16 protein-coding genes and 1 tRNA gene are annotated in these 18,103 nt (G+C 70.8%); 11 read left to right on the plus strand and 6 right to left on the minus strand.

Annotated elements, in window-relative coordinates; translation table 11 throughout:
• Positions 1 to 64: 64 nt before the first annotated feature.
• Positions 65 to 1,660 carry a beta-N-acetylhexosaminidase gene (locus B0675_RS04375; RefSeq protein ID WP_277624389.1) on the minus strand — a complete coding sequence of 532 codons (1,596 nt, stop codon included), beginning with the start codon at positions 1,658 to 1,660 and terminating at the stop codon, positions 65 to 67.
• Positions 1,661 to 1,777: 117 nt separating this feature from the next.
• On the opposite strand from B0675_RS04375, the gene B0675_RS04380 reads away from it, so the two are divergent.
• Complete coding sequence (locus B0675_RS04380) at positions 1,778 to 2,668, plus strand: DUF4429 domain-containing protein (RefSeq protein ID WP_081217411.1); 891 nt, start codon at positions 1,778 to 1,780, stop codon at positions 2,666 to 2,668.
• 87 nt (positions 2,669 to 2,755) lie between these two features.
• Here B0675_RS04380 and B0675_RS04385 read toward each other — a convergent pair whose 3' ends face one another.
• Positions 2,756 to 4,327 carry a metallophosphoesterase family protein gene (locus tag B0675_RS04385; RefSeq protein ID WP_179165241.1) on the minus strand — a complete coding sequence of 524 codons (1,572 nt, stop codon included), beginning with the start codon at positions 4,325 to 4,327 and terminating at the stop codon, positions 2,756 to 2,758.
• A 164-nt stretch (positions 4,328 to 4,491) separates the two neighbouring features.
• On the opposite strand from B0675_RS04385, the gene B0675_RS04390 reads away from it, so the two are divergent.
• Positions 4,492 to 4,749, plus strand: coding sequence for a hypothetical protein (locus B0675_RS04390; RefSeq protein ID WP_081217413.1), 258 nt, complete (start codon positions 4,492 to 4,494; stop codon positions 4,747 to 4,749).
• A 13-nt stretch (positions 4,750 to 4,762) separates the two neighbouring features.
• Complete coding sequence (glmS, locus tag B0675_RS04395) at positions 4,763 to 6,580, plus strand: glutamine--fructose-6-phosphate transaminase (isomerizing) (RefSeq protein ID WP_081217414.1); 1,818 nt, start codon at positions 4,763 to 4,765, stop codon at positions 6,578 to 6,580.
• Between the two features lie 370 nt (positions 6,581 to 6,950).
• Here the strand turns inward: glmS and B0675_RS04400 are convergent, their stop codons facing one another.
• Positions 6,951 to 7,478 (minus strand): universal stress protein, encoded by a 528-nt coding sequence (locus B0675_RS04400; protein ID WP_081217415.1) that lies wholly within the window; start codon positions 7,476 to 7,478, stop codon positions 6,951 to 6,953.
• Between the two features lie 501 nt (positions 7,479 to 7,979).
• Here B0675_RS04400 and B0675_RS04405 point away from each other — a divergent pair.
• The 5 genes from B0675_RS04405 to B0675_RS04425 all read left to right on the plus strand — a co-directional run bounded on the left by B0675_RS04405 (position 7,980) and on the right by B0675_RS04425 (position 11,548).
• On the plus strand, positions 7,980 to 8,414 hold the full coding sequence (locus B0675_RS04405; protein ID WP_081217416.1) for a hypothetical protein: 435 nt from the start codon (positions 7,980 to 7,982) through the stop codon (positions 8,412 to 8,414).
• A gap of 383 nt (positions 8,415 to 8,797) precedes the next feature.
• Positions 8,798 to 10,030: a helix-turn-helix domain-containing protein gene (locus tag B0675_RS04410; RefSeq protein WP_081217417.1), complete on the plus strand. Its 1,233-nt coding sequence runs from the start codon at positions 8,798 to 8,800 to the stop codon at positions 10,028 to 10,030.
• Positions 10,031 to 10,165: 135 nt separating this feature from the next.
• Positions 10,166 to 10,768 (plus strand): oligoribonuclease, encoded by a 603-nt coding sequence (gene orn / locus B0675_RS04415; protein ID WP_081217418.1) that lies wholly within the window; start codon positions 10,166 to 10,168, stop codon positions 10,766 to 10,768.
• A 108-nt stretch (positions 10,769 to 10,876) separates the two neighbouring features.
• Positions 10,877 to 10,949, plus strand: a tRNA-His gene (locus B0675_RS04420).
• A 95-nt stretch (positions 10,950 to 11,044) separates the two neighbouring features.
• Positions 11,045 to 11,548 carry a GNAT family N-acetyltransferase gene (locus B0675_RS04425; RefSeq protein WP_081217419.1) on the plus strand — a complete coding sequence of 168 codons (504 nt, stop codon included), beginning with the start codon at positions 11,045 to 11,047 and terminating at the stop codon, positions 11,546 to 11,548.
• Between the two features lie 2 nt (positions 11,549 to 11,550).
• Here the strand turns inward: B0675_RS04425 and B0675_RS04430 are convergent, their stop codons facing one another.
• From B0675_RS04430 to B0675_RS04440, 3 genes are all read right to left on the minus strand, one after another.
• Positions 11,551 to 12,378 (minus strand): serine/threonine protein kinase, encoded by an 828-nt coding sequence (locus tag B0675_RS04430; protein ID WP_081221581.1) that lies wholly within the window; start codon positions 12,376 to 12,378, stop codon positions 11,551 to 11,553.
• A gap of 275 nt (positions 12,379 to 12,653) precedes the next feature.
• Positions 12,654 to 12,995, minus strand: coding sequence for a hypothetical protein (locus B0675_RS04435; protein WP_081217420.1), 342 nt, complete (start codon positions 12,993 to 12,995; stop codon positions 12,654 to 12,656).
• A 335-nt stretch (positions 12,996 to 13,330) separates the two neighbouring features.
• A complete protein-coding gene (locus B0675_RS04440) occupies positions 13,331 to 14,386 on the minus strand; it encodes a LacI family DNA-binding transcriptional regulator (RefSeq protein ID WP_081217421.1) in 1,056 nt (351 codons plus the stop codon).
• Between the two features lie 387 nt (positions 14,387 to 14,773).
• Here B0675_RS04440 and B0675_RS04445 point away from each other — a divergent pair, with 387 nt between their 5' ends.
• The 3 genes from B0675_RS04445 to B0675_RS04455 are packed head-to-tail and all read left to right on the plus strand — an operon-like array spanning position 14,774 to position 18,029.
• Positions 14,774 to 16,099: an ABC transporter substrate-binding protein gene (locus B0675_RS04445; RefSeq protein WP_081217422.1), complete on the plus strand. Its 1,326-nt coding sequence runs from the start codon at positions 14,774 to 14,776 to the stop codon at positions 16,097 to 16,099.
• Positions 16,096 to 17,124: a sugar ABC transporter permease gene (locus tag B0675_RS04450; RefSeq protein ID WP_081217423.1), complete on the plus strand. Its 1,029-nt coding sequence runs from the start codon at positions 16,096 to 16,098 to the stop codon at positions 17,122 to 17,124. Before B0675_RS04445 ends, B0675_RS04450 begins: the two co-directional genes overlap by 4 nt.
• A complete protein-coding gene (locus B0675_RS04455; protein ID WP_179165242.1) occupies positions 17,121 to 18,029 on the plus strand; it encodes a carbohydrate ABC transporter permease in 909 nt (302 codons plus the stop codon). The genes B0675_RS04450 and B0675_RS04455 overlap by 4 nt, the downstream gene beginning before the upstream one ends.
• Positions 18,030 to 18,103 lie beyond the last annotated feature (74 nt).

Genomic DNA, 18,103 nt, shown 5'->3' on the forward strand with positions numbered 1-18,103 from the left:
ACACGGGCGGGCGCCCCGGAGACGGTCCTCCGGGGCGCCCGTCGGCACGTCGGGCCGGGTGGGGCTAGCTCGCGGGCCAGGGGACCTGGGGCGAGCGGTAGTAGCCGATCCCGAGCGCGTCCCAGCGCGGGGCCTGCGCGGCGAGGCGCACCTTGTAGGTGTCCCAGTCGTGTGTCGACGCTGGCGACCAGCCGAGTTCGGCGGCGCCGGGCAGCCTCGGGAAGGCCATGACGTCGATGTCGGCGGAGGTCGCGAGGGTCTCCGTCCACAGCGGCGCCTCGACGCCCCTGACGGCCGAGGCGGGCACGCCGGCGAGGTAGCCGCCCGGGTCCCAGTCGTACGCCCTGCGCACCTCGACGAGTCCGGCCCAGTCCTGGCCGAGCGGGGTGTCGGCGGTGTACTTCATGTCGAGGTACAGCCGGTCGGCGGGTGACAGGACGATGCCGGTGCCGTTCTGCGCGGCGCGGGCGACCTGCGCCTTCTCGGCGTCGTCGGTGTCGTCGAGCCCCCAGTACTGGGCGATGGCGCCCTTCGCCGGAGTGGCTCCGGTCAGCTGGTGCCAGCCGATCACCTTCTTGCCGTACTTGGCGACGAGCGGCTGCACCTTGTCCATGAAGGTCACGTAGTCGGCGTGGCTGGTGGAGTGGGCCTCGTCGCCGCCGATGTGGAGGTATTTCCCCGGGGTGAGGGCGGCCAGTTCGCGGAGGACGTCGTCCACGAAGTCGTACGTCACTGGCTTGTTCACGCACAGCGAGCTGAAGCCGACCTCGGTGCCGGTGTAGAGCGGTGGCGCGACCCCGTCGCAGTTCAGCCGCGCGTACGAGGCGAGCGCGGCGTTGGTGTGCCCGGGCATGTCGATCTCCGGGACGACGTCCAGGTAGCGGGAGGCGGCGTAGCGGACGATCCGGCGGTAGTCGGCCTTGGTGTAGAAGCCGCCGGGTCCGCCGCCGACCTGGGTGGAGCCGCCGTGGGTGGCGAGGCGCGGCCAGGAGTCGAGGGCGATGCGCCAGCCCTGGTCGTCGCTGAGGTGCAGATGCAGCGTGTTGACCTTGTAGAGGGCGAGTTCGTCGATGTAGCGCTCGACCTGGGCGACGGTGAAGAAGTGGCGGGAGACGTCGAGCATGGCGCCGCGGTAGCCGTAGCGCGGGGTGTCCGTGACGGTGCCGCCGGCGATCGGCCAGGGTCCGGGCTGGACGGTGCTCTTCTCGACGGAGGCGGGCAGCAGCTGGCGCAGGGTCTGGACACCGTGGAAGAGGCCGGCGGGGCGGCCGGCCGTGATGGTGACGCCCGACCTGCCGCTGACGAGGCGGTAGCCCTCCTCGCCGAGGCCCTTGCCGCCGAGTCGCAGCCGGATCTGCCCGTCGCCGCGGGCCGTGACGGGCAGCGGGTAGCCGGTGGAGGGGCGCAGGACGTCCGCGAGGTAGGCGCCGACCGCGCGGACGGCGCGGGAGTCGTCGACGCGGATGCGGGTGTCCCTGGTGACGCGGTACGGGGATCCGCCCGGGTCGACGGAGGCGGGGGCGGGGACGACCCGGCCGAGGGGGGTGGGGGTGGAGGGGGTGGCCGGTGCGGTCGGGGCGGCTCCGGAGAGGGAGAGGCCGGCCGCGGCGACGAGCAGCAGTGTTCCGAGAAGGCGGGGCGTTCTGTGGTGCTGTCTCACATGCGCTCCCATCGATGCCCGGCACGGGCTCCGAACGGCCCTGGGGGCGGGCCGCTCACCGTGCCGTCGAATTGGTCGAGACCACTCTCCCGCAGTCGCGGTGGAACAATCCCCTGCATGGCGGAAATCATCCAGCGGGACGGCACCTGGGTCTTCGACGGCGACGCGCTGCGGCTGACCCCGGGACGGGACAGGAACGTCGGCCTGCTGCGCAAGGAGCTGGGCGAACTCACCGTCCCGCTGGGGGCGTTGGCGGGTGTGTCGCTGGAGCAGGGCAAGAAGGCGGGGCGGCTGAGGCTGCGGCTGCGGGACGGCGCGGACCCTCTGCTCCAGGCGACGGGCGGCAAGCTCGGCGAGCCGAACGACCCGTACCAGCTGACGGTCGAGGCGGACCGGTTCGGCGTCGCCGAGTACTTCGTGGACGAGGTGCGCAACGCGCTGCTGCTCGACGAGGTGCCGGCGGGGCCGGTCGACGGCTATCTGCTGCCCGGTCCCGCGGTCCCGCTGTCCGCCTCCGCCGGTGACGGCACGGCGACCTTCGACGGGGAGTCCGTACGCCTGGACTGGAACTGGAAGACGGAGGAGGCGAAGTCGGCGGCCGGTGCGCGCACGCTCGCCCTCGGCGACATCACGGCCGTCGAGTGGCATCCGGCGGTGGGTCTGGAGAACGGCTGTCTGCGCTTTTCCGTGCGGGGCGCGGAGACGAAGGCGCCGCCGAAGTACGACCCCAACTCCGTGGAGCTGTGGGGCTTCAAGAAGGATCCGCTGATGGCGCTGATCGCCGCGGCGGTGCAGGCGCGGCTGCCGCATCCGGCGGTGTCCGTGCCCGAGGAGCCCGCGCCGCCGGCCGCGGGAGCGGGCCGGGCGGCCATCCCCGCCCCCGCGTCCGAGGCCGATCACGACGCCCTGCTGCGCAGGCTCAGGGAACTGGGCGAGCTGCGCCGGGAGGGCGTCCTGACCGAGGAGGAGTTCGCGCTGGCCAAGCAGGCGGTCCTCAAGCGCCTGTGAGGACACGGACGCGTCGAGGACCGCCCGCTCGCGGGACCAGCGGCCCGTACCCCCGGCGCCCGGGGTGCACGGGGCCTTCGGGGGTGCCTACTTGGCCCGGCGGGCGACCGTGAAGTGGTCGACCTCGGCGCCGGTCTCGGCGATGCCGCGGACCTTCAGGGTGGCCAGGCGGCCCCGGGAGGCGGGCGTGACGTCGACGCGCAGGAACGAGTAGTTGAGGTAGCGCACGCGCGACCAGGTGACCGTCTCGTTCTGCTTGCCGTCCTTCAGGTTGACGAAGGAGGCGACGGACTCGACCTCGTTCTCCTTGCCCTCGTAGGACTCGGGGGCGGTGAAGGCGTAGAGGCTGCGGCCGGCCGCGCCCGCCGTGACATAGACGACGCCGTCGGTCTCCGGGTAGGCGGTGCCGCCGATCGGGAGCTTCTTGGTGACCGCGTTGTTCTTGATGACGTCGGTGCGCTCGTACTGGTGGTTGTGGCCGTTGATCACCAGGTCGACGGTGTACTTCTCGAACAGCGGCACCCACTCCTGTCGCACGCCCCCCTCCGAGGCGTGCGCCGTGGAGGTGCAGTACGCGCAGTGGTGGAAGAAGATCACGATGAAGTCGATGTCCCGGGCGGCCCGGTACTTCTTGAGCTGGGTCTCCAGCCACTTCGTCTGGGTGCCGCCGGAGATGCCGAGGTTGGCCGGGATCTCGAAGGAGATGTCGTTGGCGTCCAGCGAGATGATCGCCGTGTTGCCGTGGACGAAGGAGTAGACGCCCGGCAGGTTGGCCTTGTCGGGGCCGTTGTCGGGCAGCGTCCAGCGGGCCTCCTCGCCGCCGTAGCCGTTGGGCGAGTACCAGGCCTCCATGTCGTGGTTGCCGTAGGCGGGCATCCAGGGGACCTGCTTGGCGACGGTCTCGGTCTGGGCGAGGAACTGGTCCCAGATGCGCGAGTCGAAGCCGGTGTCCTCCTTCTTGCCCGCGCCGGACGGGTCCGCGTACGCGATGTCGCCGGCATGCAGGTGGAAGGACGGGTTCTGGGCGAGCAGCAGCGCGTCGTTGACGAGGCCGTGGTAGCCGACGCCCTCGTCGCCGAAGGCGGTGAAGGTGAAGGGCTCGGCGCGGTCGGGCGCGGTGGTGAAGGTGCCGAGCGTGCCGAGGAGGTGGGGCGCGGCGGGGTCGAAGCCGGCGTGGCCGACTCCGTAGTAGTACGTCTTCCCGGGGCGCAGACGGGTGAGCTTGGCGTGCAGGTAGTACTGGGTGTGGTCGCCGCTCGCGCCGACGCCGGCCGGGGTGTAGAGGGTGCGGACCTCGGCGTCGATCTTGCGGGAGAGGTCCCAGGGGTGGGCGCCGATGCGGATGTAGGGGCGGCTGACCGCGGTCGGTACCTGCCAGGAGACGGTCATCTCGGTACGCGGGTCGTTGCCGAAGGCGAGGTGACGTCCGAAGGGGGCGACGAGCGCGCCGTCCGCCTTCTCCGCCGCGGCGGGGGCGGAGGTCCGCCGCGCCGGGACCGCCGCCTGCGCGACGGCGGCGGGCACGAAGGCGCCGCCCGCGACGGCGCCGAGGGTCACGGCGCCGCCTCTGATCATGTTGCGCCGGGAGAACCTGGCGCGCAGGTACTCGTGCTGCTCGGCCATGCTCATGTTCTCGGCGAGCCGCTCGGGTACGCCCATGCGTGGAGTGTCCATGGCTCCAGAAGTTGCTCTCGGCAATCGACGGGGCGCAAGACGCCGGATGGACAGCGCGCAAACAGCGGTCCATAAGAGTTTCAACAACCGCTTGCCCGATATCGGGCAGAATTCTTGCGAATCGCCTTCCGGTACCCCAGGATCAACGGGTGCACGACGAACTTGTTGATCATCTGACGCGGTCCACGCCCCTGAGCCGGGGCGAGGCGCTGCGTGTGGTCCAGGACGTGCTCGCCTGGTTCGACGAGACGACCGAGGAGTACGTCCGTCGCCGCCACCGCGAACTCCAGGCACAGGGCCTGGTGAACGCGACGATCTTCGATCGGATCGAGGCGGACCTGAAGTACCGCGCGGTCGCGCCGCCCGAGCTCACCCTCCGGCAGCTGCGCCGCATCGTCTACGGCTGAGGAATACGTATATATGTGCGGAATCGTCGGATACATCGGCAGGCGTGACGTGGCGCCGCTGCTCCTGGAGGGCCTGCAGCGCCTGGAGTACCGCGGCTACGACTCGGCGGGCATCGTCGTGACCTCCCCGAAGGCCGCCGGCCTGAAGATGGTCAAGGCCAAGGGCCGGGTCCGTGACCTGGAGGCCAAGGTCCCCAAGCGGTTCGCCGGCACCACCGGTATCGCCCACACCCGCTGGGCCACGCACGGCGCCCCCTCCGACGTGAACGCGCACCCCCACATGTCGGCCGACAGCTCGGTCGCCGTCGTCCACAACGGCATCATCGACAACGCCTCCGACCTGCGCAAGAAGCTGGAGGCGGACGGCGTCGAGTTCCTCTCCGAGACCGACACCGAGGTCCTCACCCACCTCATCGCCCGGTCCCAGCAGGAGAAGCTGGAGGACAAGGTCCGCGAGACCCTGCGGGTCATCGAGGGCACCTACGGCATCGCCGTGATGCACGCCGACTTCCCCGACCGCATCGTGGTGGCGCGCAACGGCTCCCCCGTCGTGCTCGGCATCGGCGAGAAGGAGATGTTCGTCGCCTCGGACATCGCCGCGCTGGTCACCCACACCCGCCAGATCGTGACCCTCGACGACGGCGAGATGGCCACCCTCAAGGCCGACGACTTCCGGACCTACACCACGGAGGGCACCCGGACGACGTCCGAGCCGACCACCGTGGAGTGGGAGGCCGCGTCCTACGACATGGGCGGCCACGACACGTACATGCACAAGGAGATCCACGAGCAGGCCGAGGCCGTGGACCGGGTGCTGCGCGGCCGGATCGACGACCGGTTCTCGACGGTCCACCTCGGCGGCCTGAACCTGGACGCCCGCGAGGCGCGCCAGATCCGCCGGGTGAAGATCCTCGGCTGCGGCACCTCGTACCACGCGGGCATGATCGGCGCCCAGATGATCGAGGAGCTGGCCCGCATCCCCGCGGACGCCGAGCCGGCCTCCGAGTTCCGCTACCGCAACGCGGTCGTCGACCCCGACACCCTGTACGTCGCCGTCTCCCAGTCCGGTGAGACGTACGACGTGCTCGCCGCCGTGCAGGAACTGAAGCGCAAGGGCGCGCGGGTGCTCGGCGTCGTCAACGTCGTCGGCTCCGCGATCGCCCGCGAGGCGGACGGCGGCATGTACGTCCACGCGGGCCCCGAGGTCTGCGTCGTCTCGACGAAGTGCTTCACCAACACGACGGTGGCGTTCGCGCTGCTCGCCCTGCACCTCGGCCGCACCCGTGACCTGTCGGTCCGCGACGGCAAGCGGATCATCGAGGGCCTGCGGAAACTGCCCGCGCAGATCTCCGAGATCCTGGAGCGCGAGGACGAGATCAAGAAGCTGGCCGAGCAGTACGCCGAGGCCCGCTCGATGCTGTTCATCGGCCGCGTCCGGGGCTACCCGGTGGCCCGCGAGGCCTCTCTGAAGCTCAAGGAGGTCTCGTACATCCACGCCGAGGCCTACCCGGCCTCGGAGTTGAAGCACGGTCCCCTTGCCCTCATCGAGCCGGCGCTCCCCACGGTCGCGATCGTCCCGGACGACGACCTGCTGGAGAAGAACCGCGCCGCGCTGGAGGAGATCAAGGCCCGCAGCGGCAAGATCCTCGCGGTCGCGCACCAGGAGCAGGAGAAGGCCGACCAGACGATCGTCGTCCCGAAGAACGAGGACGAACTGGACCCGATCCTGATGGGCATCCCGCTCCAACTGCTCGCCTACCACACGGCGTTGGCGCTCGGCCGGGACATCGACAAGCCGCGCAACCTGGCCAAGTCGGTCACCGTCGAGTAGTCCGCTCCGCCAAGTCCCCCACGAAGAGCCGGACATGAACGGTCCCCGTGCGCGCCACCTGTGCACGGGGACCGTTCCCGAAGGGCCGGAGCCGCCCAATTGCCCCGGCCCGCGCCGATCCCAGCCGGTGGCCGTCACACCCCGGCCGCGGCGCGTCGCGGCAGTCCGGGGGCGGCGTCGGGTGTCCTGCTGTCCGGTGCGGAAGATGCGCGTCCCGGCGGTCGCCGCCACAAGGACCGGCGTCCGGTGTATTCCCCCCACCAGGGCACGAACACCCGCTACGCGCCGGTAGGTTGACCCGTCGCGCGCAGAAGCGCGCGGAGAAGGGGATGGCCGCTCCCCGAATCGGTGCGGCCAGCGTGACGCGACGTCAGGGAATGACGATCACGGGGCGCCTGGCGCGCTTGGCGAGCCGCCCCGCGACGGAGCCGAAGATGCGCCCGACGATGCCTTGCGTGGAGCCGACGACGATGGCGTCCGCCTCGTACTCCCGCCCCACCTCTTCGAGTTCGTGGCAGATGTCGCCGCCCCGCTCGACCAGGATCCACGGGACCTCGGAGAGGTACTCGGCGCAGGCCAGTTCCAGTCCCAGCACCTCGGTGCGGTGGTCGGGGACGTCGACGAAGACGGGTGGCTCGCAGCCCGCCCACACGGTGGTGGGCAGCCGGTTGGCCACGTGCACGATGATCAGGCCCGAGCCTGAGCGGTGAGCCATGCCGATCGCGTAGGCGAGGGCGCGCTCGCTGGACGTCGAGCCGTCGAAACCGACGACGACGCCGTGCTTGAAGGCGGGATCGCAGGACTGGCGCGGAGCTTCCGCCGCCAGGGGCTCGGCCGCCGTGGGATCGGCGAGCGGGCGCTTGCGGTCCGCGTGATCGAAGAATTCGTGACCGGCCATGATTGTCTCGGCGTCTGGATCCTCGTGGTGGGGACGACTGCGATCGGCAGAGCTGTGTCCGGGAAACATCTTCCCGACCCCATACCCCCAAGGGTACGGCGGCACGCCTCCTCTGCCCAGATCCCGCGCGCCTTACGCGGCGTTCCAGGGAGCATGCATGAGAGGCGCCCGTAACGCAATGGTTGCTGCCCCGTACAGGCGGTTTGCACGGGGTTCACCCGGGGACGGGCGCTTTCCTGACCGTCCGGGGCGGGTGCACGCGTCGTGTACCACCCTGCCGGACGGCGGAGTCGGGCGCCCGGGCAGTGACCGGCCGGTCGACCAGGCGTTGAACCCTGCGCAGCCACCGCCATGGAGAGCATGGAGAACAACAGGAGTACTAGGGAGCAGAACGTGCCCGGACCCGACACCGCCCCCCGCCCGTCCGCCCCGTCCTCTTCTTCCGCCGTGCCGCCGTCCGGATCGCGCCCCGCCGCACCCCCGTCCGGATCACGCCCCGCGGTGCACCCCGGTCCGCACGCGGCCCCCCGCCCCGCACCGGCGCCCGCGACCGACACGGTGAGCGACCTGGTCCGCTGGGCGGCCTTCAGCTGCGTCCTCGTCCCCGTGGTCCTCTTCTGGTACGGCACCTCACTGGCCGGCGCGACCGGAACCGCCCTCGGTCTCGCGGCCGTGACCGGAGCCTGCCTGGTGCTGCTGCGCCGGTCCGAGCGCGGCGCGGCGGTCCTGCGCGAGCAACAGCGGGACGCCGAACGGTCGTCGGCGCGGCAGCGCACACCGCAGCAGCGGGGCCGGCACGGGAGGACCGCACCGGGTCCGGCGGCGGGCGCGGGACGCGGGAACGGTACGGGGACGGGGAGCGGCCAACGCGGCGCGAGCGGCTCGGGAGCCCGTCGTGGCGGGCGTCACGGTGCGGGGAACCAGCCGGTCGACTGACCGGTTTGCGCGCACTCCTGCGCTTCTTTTCAGCCAACTTCTGGTTATGGCCCATCCCTTGGTCGAACGACCCCCCAACCCCCGTTCCACCTGCACCGAAAGGGGTACGGAGGGCGCGCGCACCCTACGTGGATTGGCCACGGCCACGAGGCGCACTTCCCTGCACGGCCCACGAGTGCAACGCTTCGTGATCGAATGCTTCACGCCAAGTTGCCATGTCGACATTCTGCGGAGTACCGATCTGGTCACCTTGGCGCCACGGGACACAGTAGATTCGATCTTGTCTTACGGCGGGGGACTCGTGCAGGACCGAGGGGAAATGTGTTGGAGCGACAAACCCGAAAGGTTGAGGGAGCCGCGACCACCGAGGGGGGCTTAGCAGGATGAGCCACGACTCCACTGCCGCGCCGGATGCCGCGGCCCGGAAGCTGTCCGGGCGACGCCGCAAGGAGATCGTCGCGGTGCTGCTGTTCAGCGGCGGCCCCATCTTCGAGAGTTCCATACCGTTGTCGGTGTTCGGGATTGACCGCCAGGACGCCGGCGTGCCGCGCTACCGCCTTCTGGTGTGTGCCGGCGAGGAAGGCCCGCTGCGGACCACAGGGGGCCTGGAACTCACCGCACCACATGGCCTGGAAGCGATCTCCAGGGCCGGCACGGTGGTCGTGCCCGCCTGGCGGTCGATCACCTCGCCACCACCCGAGGAGGCACTGGACGCACTGCGCCGCGCGCACGAGGAAGGTGCCCGCATCGTCGGACTGTGCACCGGCGCCTTCGTGCTGGCCGCGGCCGGTTTACTGGACGGCCGTCCGGCGACCACCCACTGGATGTACGCACCGACACTGGCCAAGCGCTATCCGTCGGTGCACGTCGACCCCCGCGAGCTCTTCGTGGACGACGGCGACGTGCTCACCTCGGCGGGGACGGCGGCCGGAATCGATCTCTGCCTCCACATCGTGCGCACGGACCACGGCAACGAAGCCGCCGGCGCGCTCGCCCGGCGTCTGGTGGTGCCGCCCCGGCGCAGTGGCGGCCAGGAACGCTATCTCGACCGGTCGCTGCCGGAGGAGATCGGCGCCGACCCGCTGGCCGAGGTCGTCGCCTGGGCGCTGGAGCACCTCCACGAACAGTTCGACGTGGAGACGCTGGCGGCGCGCGCCTACATGAGCCGCCGCACCTTCGACCGCCGGTTCCGTTCGCTGACCGGCAGTGCTCCGCTGCAGTGGCTGATCACGCAACGCGTGCTGCAGGCACAGCGGCTGCTGGAGACGTCCGACTACTCGGTCGACGAGGTGGCGGGCCGCTGCGGCTTCCGCTCACCGGTCGCGCTGCGGGGTCACTTCCGGCGCCAGCTGGGATCGTCCCCGGCCGCGTACCGGGCGGCGTACCGCGCCCGCCGGCCGCAGGCGGAACGTTCGCTGGACCCGGAGAGCGCGACGGGTCCGGTCGGCCCGCCGGCGTCGGTGCACCAGGAGCATCCGGGCCCGGTCCCGATGCAGACCCGCCGCACCGCGGCGGCCCTGGGCGCCTCGGCGCTCGCGCCCGACGCGCTGCGCGAACGGCCCGAGCTGTACGTCGCGGGCAGGGCCGGCCTGCCCGGGCAGCGCAGCGCGCCGTAGCCCGACCGCCCTGTCCGTGAGGGCCCGCGCCTTCGGGTGCGGGCCCTCACGCACGCCGTGCGCCGCGCGATCCGGCGCGGCGGCCCGGCGCACGGGCGGGTCCACCCGGCCGGGGCGGGCCGTAGGGTGAGACACATGAACGATCGCATGGTGTGGATCGACTGCGAGATGACCGGGCTCTCGCTGTCGGATGACGCGCTCATCGAGGTGGCCGCGCTGGTCACCGACTCGGAGCTGAACGTACTCGGCGACGGTGTGGACATCGTGATCCGCCCGCCGGACGCCGCCCTGGAGACGATGCCGGACGTGGTGCGCCAGATGCACACGAAGTCCGGTCTGCTGGAGGAGCTCGCCGGGGGCACGACCCTGGCGGACGCCGAGGCGCAGGTCCTCTCCTACGTACGGGAGCACGTGAAGGAGCCCGGCAAGGCGCCGCTGTGCGGGAACTCCGTCGGCACCGACCGCGGTTTCCTGCTGCGCGACATGGCGAGCCTGGAGGGCTACCTCCACTACCGCATCGTCGACGTCTCGTCGGTGAAGGAGCTGGCGCGCCGCTGGTACCCCCGGGCGTACTTCAACAGCCCCGACAAGAACGGCAACCACCGCGCGCTCGCCGACATCCGCGAGTCCATCGCCGAGCTCCGCTACTACCGCGAGGCGATCTTCGTCCCGCAGCCCGGACCCGACTCGGACACCGCCCGCACCATCGCCGCCAAGCACGTCGTACCCACCGAGTAGGCCCCTGCCGGGGCCCGTCCGGGCCCCGGAAAAAGCCGTGCGCGAGCACCCCTTCCGACCCTGTACACTTTTTCTCGGCCGGTCGGAGAAGCACGAAGACCGGACATGGTGGGTGTAGCTCAGTTGGTAGAGCACCTGGTTGTGGTCCAGGTGGCCGCGGGTTCAAGTCCCGTCACTCACCCTGAGCAGTCAGCCGGTGACCTGTTGAACAGGTCACCGGCTGACTGCGTTCCCGGGGTGCCCCGGCCCCCGAGCGGCCGCTTGAACGGAGACACCATGGACCCCGAGCCCGCCACCACCACCGCCCGGCTCGACCTGCTCCCCCTGCGCGCCGCGCACGCCGAGGAGATGGCCGCCGTGCTGTCCGATCCCGCGCTGCACGCGTTCATCGGAGGGGAGCCGCTCACCGCCGAGGCGCTGCGGACGCGGTACGAACGGCTCGTCGCGGGCTCCCCTGACCCCGCCGTCGTCTGGTGCAACTGGGTGCTCCGGGCGCGTCCGGAGGGGTGCCTGGTGGGGACCGTCCAGGCCACCGTCGAGGGGGAGGCCGCGGAGATCGCCTGGGTGGTGGGGACGCCCTGGCAGGGACGCGGGTACGCGGTGGAGGCGGCCCGGTCCCTGGTCCCGCTGCTGACGGGTGTGTTCGGCGTCCGTACGGTCGTCGCACATGTCCACCCCGCCCACCACGCCTCCGCCGCCGTCGCCGCGGCGGCGGGTCTTTCGCCGACCGGCACGTGGCAGGACGGCGAGGTCCGCTGGGAACGGACGGTGCGTGGCTGAGGTCAGCGCTGCCGGGCACCGCCGGCCGTGCGCCACGCCGCCGCGAAGTGGTGGACGTCGGGGAAGCGGTCGTCCGGAGCGGGGAACGTGGCGCGCTCGACGACCGCCAGCAGTTCCGGGGTGCCGCGCCAGGCCCGCTCCTCGTCGCCCGCGTCGAGCAGCAGACGGGCCGCCCGGCCGAGCGTGAAGACGGTCGTACGGGTGTCGATCACGGCCCCGCGCTCGAACTCCTCGGGCGCCATGAACCGTCGTGACCCCGGCAGCCGCTCCTCGTCGAGGACGAAGGGGCCGGGCCGGTACGCGTCGAGGTCGACGAGGTGGACCGTCCGGCCGGTGAAGTCGTAGAGCAGCGTGCCGTCGTAGAAGTCGACGGCGACATGACCGGCGGCCTCGACGGCGAGGTGGGCGTCGAGGACCCGGTCGTAGGCGCGCAGGATGTCGGCGACGGGCAGGGACCGGAAGCGGGCCATCGGGCTGCCCGGGGTCGTACGGTCCCGCGGGTTGCCCTCCGTGGGGTGGTACAGCACCTCGCCCTCGCGCCACGGCATGACCACCGCCCACCCGTCCCGGACGGCCATCCGGTGGACCTGCGGCACGATCGCGGTGTGCCGGACGGACCGGTGGAACGCCCATCCCCGGTCGAGCGAGCGGCGGCCCCGTTCGTCGGCGGCCTCCTTGACGAACCAGCGGGCGCCGTCGAGAAGGCGCACTCCGTAGGACACACACCCGGAGTCCTGCTCACGGAACACCGTGAACACTTCACCCACCCGGCCCAAGTACGTCTCCACGGCGGGCACTTCGTCGACTCCGAGCAAGGGATGCAGGACCATGCCCATCAGCCTGCCCTACCGAGCCCTCCGAAGGGACGGAAACCGCAGGCCAGGCATTCCGGGCGCGTCGAAACCACCCGAACCGCCCGTAGGGCGACGCCCGCACCGTCGGCGCCGCTCCAGGCTGCGGGAGGTGGCGGGGCGGTGGCCGCACGAAGAAGCGCCCTCCGCTCCGGGCGAGAGACCTGGGAGGTCCCGCGTCCCGGCTCGGAGGGCACTTCCGGACCGTCACCGCAGCTCACGGTCCGGACGCGGCCGCGAGAGGGAGGTGAGGGTCAGCAGGCCTTGTTCTTGATGCCCGAGCCCTTGGTCCAGGCGACCCCGCCGTAGGCGAAGGACTCCTTCTTGTTCTTGCCGATCGAGAAGTCCGGGTCCCGCCGTGCGGCCACCGTGACGCTGAAGCACGCCGTGCGGGCGCAGCTGTTCTTCACCTCGACCATGCGGTTGAAGCGCTTGTTGTACCAGCGGACGACCGTCACGCAACCGGCCGCCTGAGACGACGCCTGCGACACTCGTGGCGCCGTCCCGTTCGACACGGCCATCGCCTGGCCCCCGAAGCCGGCCAGCGATCCCGCGAGCGCGGTCGCGACGGTGGCAAGGGCTACAGTCCTGCGCATTGCTTCCCCCTGATCATCGATGTGGGGGGACACGAAAAGGTCCTGGTCAGGGACCGCTTCCCCCCGGTTCGACGGCAACGCTAGTCCAGGGGATCAGCGGTCTCCACAGGTATTCCCAGGCCCCGCCACCAGCGGGCGGGGGACGGCCGAAAGATCCCTTCCGTTTGCATCCGCCACGGGCGGGAATCTGCGCACACCGCCTCAGCACAAGGGTCGAAGCGCGACGTGCGAACGACACAGTTGCCACGTGTGACGCTCGACACGAGCACTTCCGGCCAGTGGTTCAACGCTGGACGGTATGCGCCCCCGGCCCGGGAGCACCCGGAGCACCGGGACTACGACGACGCCCGCACCACCAGCTCCGCGGGCAGCACCAGTTGACGCTGCTCCAGGGTGCGCGAGGTGGCGGGGCGACGGTCCGCTATCTCGCCGAGGAGGAGGTCGGTCATCGCGCGGCCCATGTCCTCGATGGGCTGGCGGACGCTGGTGAGGGGCGGTTCCATGTGGCGGGCTATGGCCGAGTCGTCGTAGCCGATCAGGGCCACGTCGTCCGGGATGCGACGGCCCGTCTCGCGCAGGACCTGGCGGGCACCCGCCGCCATGACGTCGGAGCCGGCGAAGACCGCGTCGAGGTCGGGACAGCGCTCCAGCAGCAGGGTCATGGCCCGGCGTCCGCCCTCCTCGGTGAAGTCGCCCGGCACGATCAGCCGGTCGTCCACCGGGCGGCCCGCGTCGAGCAGTCCCTGGCGGTACCCGGCGACGCGCTGCTGGGCTCCGTACACGTCCATGCGGCCGGCGAGATGGACGATGGAGCGCCGGCCGCGGGCGACCAGGTGCTGCACGGCGGCGCGGCCCCCGCCGTAGTTGTCGGAGTCCACCGACGGCAGCGTCTCCTCGGCCGAGCGCCGGCCGCTGATCACCGCCGGGATCTCCAGCTGGGAGAGCAGGTCGGGCAGCGGGTCGTCCGCGTGCACCGAGACGAGCAGCACCCCGTCCACGCGGTGCGCCGCCAGGTACTGGGCGAGGCGCTCCCGCTCCCGGTCGCTGCCCGCGAAGATCAGCAGCAACTGCATCTCGGTGTCGGAGAGTTCCGCCCCGACACCGCGCAGCATGTCCGAGAAGTACGGTTCCGCGAAGAACCGGGTCTCCGGCTCCGGGACCACCAGGGCGATGGCGTCGGTGCGGTTGGCGGCCAGGGCCCGGGCCGCCGTGTTGGGGACGTACCCGAGTTCGGCGACCGCCGCCTCGACCGCGGCGCGGGTCGCGTCACTGACGCGCGGGGAGCCGTTGATCACCCGGGAGACCGTGCCGCGGCCCACGCCGGCGCGCGCGGCCACCTCTTCGAGGGTGGGCCGCCCGCCGCTGCGGCCCCGCGCTCCGTGGACTGCCATGGGCTTCGCCCTCCCGTCGACACCAAGTGGCCTGGAATCTAACAGCCCCGTCCGCCGAGGTGAGCGCCGCTCACGTCCGCGTGGGGCCCTTCCCGCACCCCGGCGCTCGCCTTCGGGCTCCGAAGGGGCTATAAGACAACTCTGGCCATGTAGCGGAATGACATCTTCAGCTAACAGGCCGATAACTGAACGCATCTCTCCGCTCCCCCACCCTTGACACCCCCGCGGGAACCGACGACTCTTCAACACATCACTGGTGGGAGCGCTCCCACAGTACCTGACACATACACAACCCGCACGTTCCCCGCCCGAGCCGCAGCGAGTAACAACGGGCGCCACCAATGCAGTTGGCCGGGGGGTCGGCACGTCAGGCAACAGGAGGACGCAATGCGCACGAGTACCCGCCGATCCCGCAGGCTGGGGGCCATCGCGGCCGTCGCCGCGCTCGCCACGGGGCTGCTGGCCGGCTGTTCCAGCGACCCGGACAGCGGCTCGTCGGACGCGAACAACGGGGGCGACGGCAAGGGCAAGACGACCCTGTCCATCGGCACCTTCGGCGTCTTCGGCTACAAGCAGGCCGGTCTCTACGACGAGTACATGAAGCTGCACCCGAACATCTCGATCAAGGAGAACGTCACCACCCGCACCGACGTCTACTGGCCCAAGACGCTCACCCGCCTCCAGGCCGGCTCCGGCACCGACGACATCCAGGCGATCGAGGTCGGCAACATAACGGAGGCCGTCCAGACCCAGGCCGACAAGTTCGTCGACCTCGGCAAGGAGGTCGACAAGTCGCAGTGGCTGGACTGGAAGCTCGCCCAGGCCACCGACAAGACCGGCAAGACCATCGCGCTCGGTACGGACATCGGCCCGATGGCGATCTGCTACCGCAAGGACCTGTTCAAGAAGGCCGGTCTGGAGACGGACCGCACCAAGCTCGCCGCGCAGTGGCAGGGCGACTGGGCCAAGTACGTCGACCTGGGCAAGCAGTACATGAAGAAGGCGCCGAGCGGCACCAAGTTCGTGGACTCCGCCTCCTCGGTCTACAACGCGGCCCTCGGTGGCGAGAGCCAGCGGTACTACGACAAGGACGGCAACGTCATCTGGGACAAGTCCACGGGCGTGAAGAAGTCCTGGAACGCCGCGATGACGGTGGCGACCAGCGACATGTCGGCGAAGCTGAAGCAGTTCGACCCGACGTGGGACCAGGGCTTCGCCAAGGGTTCCTTCGCCACGGTGGCCTGCCCCGCCTGGATGATGGGCTACATCCAGGAGAAGTCCGGTGACGCCGGCAAGGGCAAGTGGGACGTGGCGGCCGCGCCGACCGCGGCCAACTGGGGCGGTTCGTTCATCGGCGTGCCGACGGCGGGCAAGCACCAGAAGGAGGCCATCGCCCTGGCCAAGTGGCTGACCGCGCCCGAGCAGCAGGCGAAGGTCTTCGCCAAGCAGGCCAGCTTCCCGTCGACGCCCGCGGCGTACGACACCCTGAAGCCGGCGGCCGCGACGACGTCGTACTTCTCGGACGCGCCGATCACGCAGATCTTCGCCGACTCGGCGAAGACCATCCCGGTCCAGAGCTTCGGCACCAAGGACCAGCCGATCGGCACCGCGATCACCGACGTGGGCATCCTCCAGGTCGAGCAGAAGGGCAAGTCCCCCTCGCAGGGCTGGAACGCGGCCAAGGCGGAGATCAAGGACGTGCTCGGCCAGTGACCAGCTCCAAGCAGGCTCTCGCGCACCCCGCGACGAGCGCCGACGCCGCGCCCGGCTCCCAGCCGGGCGCGGCCCGGGGCGCTCAGGGTCGCGGTACGCCACCGCCGGGCCCGGACTCCTGGCGCAGCCGGCTGTACCGCTGGGACATGAAGGCGTCGCCTTACGCGTTCATCGCCCCCTTCTTCATCTTCTTCGGGGCCTTCGGGCTCGTGCCGCTGCTCTACACGGCCTGGTACTCGCTGCACAACGTGCAGCTCTCCGGCCTGGACCACCAGACCTGGGCCGGTCTCGACAACTACAAGAACCTGCTGTCCTCGGAGTTCTTCTGGAACGCCCTGGAGAACACCTTCACCATCGGCGTGATCTCCACGGTGCCGCAGCTGGTCATGGCCCTCGGCATCGCCCACCTGCTCAACTACCGGCTGCGCGGCTCGACCGTGTGGCGGGTCGTGATGCTCACCCCGTACGCCACCTCGGTGGCGGCGGCGACGCTCGTCTTCACGCTGCTGTACTCGTGGGACGGCGGCATGATCAACTGGCTGCTCCACTTCGTCGGGGTCGACCCGATCAACTGGCGCGAGTCCGACTGGGGCGGCCAGTTCGCCGTCTCCTCGATCGTGATCTGGCGGTGGACCGGCTACAACGCGCTGATCTACCTGGCGGCGATGCAGGCGATCCCCGCCGACCTGTACGAGTCGGCGGCGCTGGACGGCGCGGGCCGCTGGCAGCAGTTCCGCCACGTGACGGTCCCCATGCTGCGGCCGACGATCCTGTTCACCGTGGTCGTCTCCACCATCGGCGCGACGCAGGTGTTCGGTGAGCCTCTGCTGTTCGGCGGGGTCAGCGGGTCGAAGGGCGGCTCCGCGCACCAGTACCAGACGCTCGGCCTCTACATGTACGACCAGGGCTGGACCATCGGCAACCTCGGCAAGGCGTCGGCGATCGCGTGGACCATGTTCCTGATCCTGCTGATCATCGCCGTGATCAACCTGCTGGTCACCCGACGGCTGAGGAAATCCCAATGACCACCACTGAACTGACTGCACCTCAGGCAGGGGCGAAGGAGCCGGAGGACCGGGTCCCCGGGCGCCGTCGGATGCTGGGCGCGGGCAAGCAGCTCCACGCGGGCCCGGTCACCTATCTCGTCCTGACCGTCCTCGCGCTGGTCTCGCTCGCTCCGCTGGTCTGGACGGCCGTCGCGGCCTCCCGCAACAACGAGCGGCTGGCACAGTCGCCGCCCCCGCTGTGGTTCGGCGGGAACCTGTTCAAGAACCTCCAGGCCGCGTGGGAGCAGGCCGGGCTCGGCACCGCGATGGTCAACTCCACGATCGTCGCCGGGACCATCACCGTCGGTACGGTCGTGTTCTCCACGCTCGCCGGATTCGCCTTCGCCAAACTGCGGTTCAGGTTCTCCGGCCTGCTGCTGGTGCTCACCATCGGCACGATGATGATCCCGCCGCAGCTCGCGGTCGTCCCGCTGTACCTGTGGATGAGCGACCTCGGCTGGTCCAACCAGCTGCAGACGGTCATCCTGCCCACCCTGGTGAGCGCCTTCGGCACGTTCTTCATGCGGCAGTACCTCGTGCAGGCGCTGCCCACCGAGCTGATCGAGGCGGCGCGGGTCGACGGCGCCAGCAGTCTGCGGGTCGTCTGGCACGTCGTCTTCCCGGCGGCGCGGCCGGCCATGGCGGTGCTCGGCCTGCTGACGTTCGTGATGGCCTGGAACGACTTCCTGTGGCCGATCATCGCGCTCAACCAGCAGAACCCGACCGTGCAGGTCGCCCTGAACTCGCTGGGCACCGGATACATCCCCGACCAGGCCGTCATCATGGCGGGCGCGCTGCTCGGCACCCTGCCGCTGCTCATCGCCTTCCTGCTGTTCGGCAAGCAGATCGTGGGCGGGATCATGCAGGGCGCGATCAAGGGCTGACCGCTCGCCCGGGGGCCGGGCCACCGCTGCCCCGGCCCCCGTACTCCCGCCTCTCCCCTCCTCCAACCCGTCGG

Source organism: Streptomyces sp. M41(2017) (genome assembly GCF_002078175.1).
Lineage (GTDB): Bacteria > Actinomycetota > Actinomycetes > Streptomycetales > Streptomycetaceae > Streptomyces.